Source organism: Methanosarcina sp. A14 (assembly GCF_001729375.1).
In the GTDB taxonomy this organism is placed as follows: Archaea; Halobacteriota; Methanosarcinia; order Methanosarcinales; family Methanosarcinaceae; genus Methanosarcina; species Methanosarcina barkeri.
In genome coordinates this window covers 1-6,461 of the sequence record NZ_LZPK01000057.1, presented here as the reverse complement: position 1 = coordinate 6,461, position 6,461 = coordinate 1, and the positions used below count along the sequence as shown (strand labels likewise).

The 6,461-nt window shown below is 44.6% G+C and carries 3 protein-coding genes; 2 read left to right on the top strand and 1 reads right to left on the bottom strand.

All coding sequences use genetic code 11. From position 1 onward, the window contains the following. Positions 1 to 1,402 (bottom strand): glycine betaine/L-proline ABC transporter ATP-binding protein (locus A9239_RS03830; protein ID WP_069575225.1); only part of this gene is annotated, 1,402 nt, incomplete at its 3' end. Between the two features lie 707 nt (positions 1,403 to 2,109). Here A9239_RS03830 and carA point away from each other — a divergent pair. Together carA and carB are read left to right on the top strand one after the other, a co-directional pair. Then, entirely contained in the window at positions 2,110 to 3,216 is a 1,107-nt protein-coding gene (gene carA, locus A9239_RS03825) for a glutamine-hydrolyzing carbamoyl-phosphate synthase small subunit (RefSeq protein ID WP_048156882.1), read from the top strand. Beyond that, positions 3,216 to 6,443, top strand: coding sequence for a carbamoyl-phosphate synthase large subunit (gene carB / locus A9239_RS03820; RefSeq protein ID WP_048155108.1), 3,228 nt, complete (start codon positions 3,216 to 3,218; stop codon positions 6,441 to 6,443). The genes carA and carB overlap by 1 nt, the downstream gene beginning before the upstream one ends. Positions 6,444 to 6,461 lie beyond the last annotated feature (18 nt).

Genomic DNA, 6,461 nt, shown 5'->3' with positions numbered 1-6,461 from the left:
GCACAGACTCACTGGCAGTTCCGTTGTCTATACTATTCTGGACATTCGGAACTCCTAAACTTTTTGATGGGGGTCCGGCTTCTCCTTCATTTTTACCTATCAGGACAGTTTTCTCAGCAGGCTTTCCTTCAAAAGTTTTCTCTGAAACGCTTCTTTCTTCTGAGTTCCTTTTTTCTGGATTTTTTTCTTTGGAGGCCTCAGCCTGCCCGTTTTCTCCAGCCATTGCAAGAGCACCAAGTACATTGCCCCGGACTATAATCCCAAGCAGTTTTCCTGAATCATTGACCACAGCAAGGGGGTACTGGCTTCCTGCAATCAAGGAAATCACCTCACTAAGAGGTCTATCTGGGGTGACACGTGGGGCCTCAGGAAACATTGCTGCTTCAAGGCTCTTCCCACCCCTAAGGGCTTCAAGTGCATCATCTATCATAAGTATGCCTTTCAGATGCCTGTTCTTTCCTTCAACTACATAAATCGAGGAAATCCCATAATCTTTCATCAACTGAATAGCAACCCTGGGCCCGGAATTGATAGACACTAGCGGTTCAGGCCGTTTCATAACCGATTCAGCGGTAAGGATTTTAGACCTGTCAACACCTGAAACGAACCTTGAAACATAGGAATTTGCAGGTTCGGTCAGGATCTCTTCAGGAGTCCCTATCTGGACTACTTCACCGTCTTTCATGATGGCAATGCGGTCTCCGAGTTTCAGGGCTTCATTCAGGTCATGGGAGACAAAGATAATTGTTTTTTGCACCCTATCCTCAAGGGCAATCAGCTCGTCTTGCATCTCGTTCCTGATAAGTGGATCAAGGGCACTGAAAGCTTCGTCCATGAGCAGGATCTCAGGATCATTGGCAAGCGCTCTTGCAAGCCCCACTCTCTGCTTCATGCCTCCACTCAACTGGGTTATTCTGCTATGTTCATAGCCTTTTAGGCCCACGTTTTCTATGGATACAAGCGCCTTAGAGAAGCGTTTTTCTTTAGGAATTCCCTGGATCTCAAGCCCGTAAGCAACGTTATCAAGCACGTTTTTATGGGGAAGTAGGGCGAAGTTTTGAAATACCATACCAATCTTGGTTCTGCGAACATCACGCAGTTCTTCCGCATTCATCTGCGTGATGTTCTGCCCATCTATCAGGATTTCTCCCGCAGTTGGCTCGACAAGGCGGTTTAAGCAGCGTAAAAGAGTAGACTTACCTGAACCTGAAAGTCCCATTATGACGAAGATCTCTCCTTCGTAGACTTCGAAATTGACGTTGTTGAGCCCAACAGTCTGTTTTGTTTTGTCAAAAATTTCACTTTTGGAGAAGCCTTCTTTTAGAAGGGAGATTACTCTCTGAGGATTTTTACCAAAGACCTTGGTAATATTTCGAACTTCAAGTTTTATTTTTTTGTTCATAATGATACCCAGGTTTTGACCTAAGTGGTTTCAAAAATTATTTACAGTCGTTGCAAAGGTAAAACGTTGTTAAAAAATTGCCACAAAACCCATTTAATAAAAACTAAGTTTACTCGAGTTGGTTAGTTCTCTTTACTATTGATTCGGACAGCTAAAAATCAGGTAACTGGAAATATAAACTTAAGAGAACACTCGATTTTTTGCAGCTTAAACAACTTATTTTCCTAGCTGTTATTTCTTGCCCAATTATATATACAATTTTTGCGAAAATTTAATATATAAAAAATAAATTTCTCTCAGAAAATTGGCACAAGTAACATATGGTTTCAGGATCTAAAAGTATGAAATTTGGCTTTACTTTAACATATTGGAGCTTCAGGTTACGATTTTGTTGTAATACAAATCCACCACTCCAGTAAGTTAACGACTTTCCATATATTTTTAATACGATCTTCCAGATTTCCTGCATTTTTTAATTAATTAATTAATTAATGAATTAACTAATTAATTAAAAAAGTATTATTTTTAATGTCAACATTCCAGGAGATAAGTTTAATTTTGGAACTTGAAGAAAGGGCTCCCGGATGAAAAAATATAATTGAAAGATTTATATATTTAAAAACTGAAAAATATAGGACTTCCTGGAATTGGGAAATTCATCGTAACACTTATACATGTCTTATGATATTTACTCGCAGGTTCAGATGATGAAAGCAGTACTAGGCTTAGAAGACGGAACAGTTATTAAGGGCACCGGTTTTGGTGCCGAAGGCACAGCTTGCGGCGAACTTGTTTTTACCACTCAATTCACGGGATATGAGGAGGCCCTAACAGATCCTTCTTACAAGGGTCAGATTTTAATGTTCACTTATCCCCTTATCGGAAACTACGGTGTCAGCGGGGAGCGCGCCCAGTCCGATAACATGCATGCGGAAGGGCTTGTTGTAAGAGAGGCCTGCAAAAAGCCCTATCATTATAAATCATCCCGTTCAATTCATAAATTTTTAGAGGATGAAGGGAAGCCAGGAATTGAAGGCGTGGATACTCGGATGCTCACCATCAGGGCAAGGGAACACGGAACCATGAGGGCAGCCCTTATCGCAGGCAGCGATGACGGAGAAGAGGCTGTTGATATAGCAAGAAACTCTCCCCAGCTCACGGATGAGGAACTTATCTCCCTTGTAACCTGTAAAGAGCCATATTTCATTCCCGGAGCAGAAGGCGCCTGGAAAGGCAGCAGTAAACGCAAACATGCGGTTATAGTCGACCTCGGGATTAAGCGCAATATCATAAACAACCTTCATAAGCGGGGAATTGACCTTACTCTGGTTCCTGCAACTATAAAACCCTCGGAAATTGCAAATTACGAACCTGACCTCCTTTTTATCTCAAATGGACCAGGAGACCCGGAAAAAGCAACGGATGCGATCAATGCCGTAAAGGCTTTTGCAGGCACAATTCCGGTTTGCGGGATTTGTTTCGGGCACCAGATTATTTCCCTTGCTATGGGAGCAAAAACCTACAAGTTAAAATTCGGGCACAGAGGAGGAAACCAGCCAGTAAAGGACCTGATTGAAAACAAGATTTTCATAACCTCCCAGAACCATGGGTATGCCGTTGATGCTGATTCCCTTGACGGCACGGGGCTTTATGTAAAGTACCTGAATGCAAATGACAAAACCGTAGAAGGGGTTTCTCACAAAGACCTGGATATTTTCAGTGTACAGTTCCATCCTGAAGCCCAGGCAGGGCCTATGGATACCGAGGAGACGTTCTTTGGCAAGGTTGTAAAGGTCCTCGGAGGTGAGATTTAATGCCAAAACGCGAGGACATAAAGAAGGTTTTGCTTATCGGCTCAGGGCCAATTACTATAGGACAGGCTGCGGAATTCGACTTTTCAGGCAGCCAGGCTTGCAGGTCCTTAAAAGAAGAAGGGATAAAGGTTGTCCTTGTAAACTCAAACCCTGCAACCATAATGACCGATCCTGAAATGGCTGATTCGGTCTATATTGAGCCCCTTGACGCCAAGATAGTATCAAAAATTATTGAAAAAGAACGTCCGGACGGGATTATTGCAGGTATTGGAGGTCAGACTGGCCTTAATATTACCAGTGAACTTGCAGAAAAGGGTGTTTTTGAAAAATACGGGGTTAAGATTCTGGGAACCCCTGTTGAAGCCATTAAAAATACCGAAGACAGGGAACTCTTCAAAGAGACAATGATCAAGATAGGAGAAAAGGTTCCTTTAAGCCGGGCAGTTAATTCTTTAAAAGAAGCCGAAAGTGTTGTTGATGAACTTGGCCTTCCTCTCATTGTCCGTCCGGCATACACTCTTGGAGGAGCAGGGGGCGGAATTGCACGCACAAAAGAAGAGTTGCTTGATATTACGGAACGTGGGCTCAGGCGCAGCCGCATCAACCAGGTGCTCATTGAAGAAAGTGTGCTTGGCTGGGCAGAGATCGAGTATGAGGTAATGAGAGATGCAAATGATACCTGCATCGTGATCTGTAACATGGAAAATATTGACCCCATGGGAGTGCATACCGGAGAATCGGCAGTTGTTGCTCCTTCCCAGACTTTAAGCGATGCTGAGCATCAGATGCTCAGGAGTGCCTCAATCAAGATTATCCGAGCTCTCAAGATCGAGGGAGGGTGCAATATCCAGTACGCCTTAAAAGAAGGCGATTACCGCGTTGTTGAGGTAAATCCAAGGGTTTCAAGGTCATCAGCCCTTGCATCAAAAGCTACAGGCTATCCAATTGCCCGCGTAACTGCAAAAATTGCAATTGGAATGAAGCTTGATGAGATCATAAACAATGTTACTAAGAGCACTCCTGCTTCTTTTGAACCTGCTCTGGACTACGTAATTACCAAAATTCCCAGGTGGCCTTTTGACAAGTTCACAACTGCAGACAAGACCCTGACTACAGCCATGAAAAGTACGGGAGAAGTCATGGCAATTGGCAGGACTGTTGAAGAATCCCTGCTGAAGGCTTTTAAGTCCCTGGATATCGACAACCAGTTAGGAAATAAGCACTGGGACGAGCCTGAAACTAAAACTCTCCTCAAGACCCCTACAAGCGAACGTCTTTTTGTTATCTTCGATGCACTTGAGAAGGGTATGTCGGTAAAAGAAATTTTCGAGCTTTCGAGTATCAACCCATTCTTTATCTCAAAGATAAAAAGTATCGTGGATATGGAAAAGCGCATCAGGGCAGAAGAACTCACTCCTGAACTCCTGCTTGAAGCAAAAAAGATGGGCTTCCCTGATACTCGCCTTGCCGAACTGACTGGAAGTACCAGGCAGGAAATAAGTGACCTCAGACATAAAGCCGGAATTCTGGCTACCTTCAAGATGGTAGATACCTGTGCAGCCGAGTTTGAGGCAGCTACTCCTTATTATTATTCTACTTACGAGGACTCCTGCGAGACAAATGCCACCACAGATAAGAAGAAGATTCTTATTCTTGGTGCAGGCCCGATAAGGATCGGACAGGGAATTGAGTTCGATTACTGTACTGTGCATGCAGTCACTGCGCTTCGGGAAGAAGGCATAGAAACTCATATTATCAATAACAACCCCGAAACCGTATCTACAGACTTTGATACCTCAGACAAGCTCTTTTTTGAACCTCTTACTCTTGAGTATGTGATGAACGTAATCGAGCGTGAGAAGCCTGATGGAGTCCTTGTGCAGTTCGGAGGACAAACCTCGGTAAACCTTGCAATTCCACTCAAGCAGGAATTGAAGCGCAGGACCGACCTTAATACCGTGATCCTGGGAACAGACCCTGATGACATGGACCTTGCCGAAGACAGGGAAAAGTTCTATATCCTTATGCAGAAGCTTGGCGTTCCACAGCCTGAAGGCGGGTATGCAACTTCCCAGAAGGAAGCAATTGAGGTTGCAAAGAGGATCGGCTTCCCTGTGCTTGTGCGTCCTTCCTATGTGCTTGGCGGGCGGGCAATGGAAATCGTATACGATGAAATGGACCTTGAACGCTATATGAAAGAGGCAGTCAGGGTCTCTCACGAACACCCAATACTGATTGATGATTTCCTTGAGGCAGCTTCTGAAATCGATGTGGATGCAGTCTGCGACCAGAAAGACGTAATTATCGGCGCAATAATGGAGCACATCGAGGAAGCAGGTGTTCACTCCGGAGATTCGGCCTGTGTAATTCCACCACAGAGTCTCTCGCCTGAGGTTCTTGACCAGGTAAGGGACTATACCCGCAAGATAGCTCTTGCTCTCAGGGTCAAAGGGCTGATTAACATACAGATGGCAGAGAAAGGCGGGAAGGTCTATGTGCTTGAAGCAAACCCCCGTTCAAGCAGGACAATTCCTTTTGTTTCAAAAGCCGTTGGAATCCCGCTTGCAAAGATTGCAGCTAAGGTAATTGTAGGACACAGCTTAAAGAGCCTGGGCTACATGGACGAGCCAAAACCCAAACATGTTTCGATTAAGGAAGTCCTCTTGCCTTTCGATAAATTACCAGGTGCAGATCCTGTCCTCGGCCCGGAGATGAAGAGTACTGGCGAGGTAATGGGAATTGACTACGACTTCGGAAGGGCATATTATAAGGCAGAGCTTGCAGCCGATAATGTGCTGCCTCTTACAGGAAAAGTTTTCCTTTCCATAAGGAATGCAGACAAAACCGAACTTGTGGACGTTGCAAAGAAACTGCAGGCAGCAGGCCTTGAACTTATGGGCACAGAGGGTACTGTAAACTATCTTGCACAGCACGGGGTCTTCATGGATGTGGTGAAAAAGGTCCATGACGGAAGTCCGAATGTCATAGATATGATGCGCAGGGACGAGGTTAACCTTATCATCAATACCCCGACAAGCAAACAGTCCCGCAGGGATGGTTCAAGGATCAGGCGGGCTGCTGTTGATTTCAAGGTCCCGTACATCACCACAATGCAGGCCGCAATAGCCGCAGCCGCTGCCATAGAGACTATGAAGAAGGGAGAGGAACTTACAATTAAATCCATCAACGAGTACCACAAAGAGATGGAAGAGGAAAACAAAGTCTAACTGGCAAAAACCAACTGG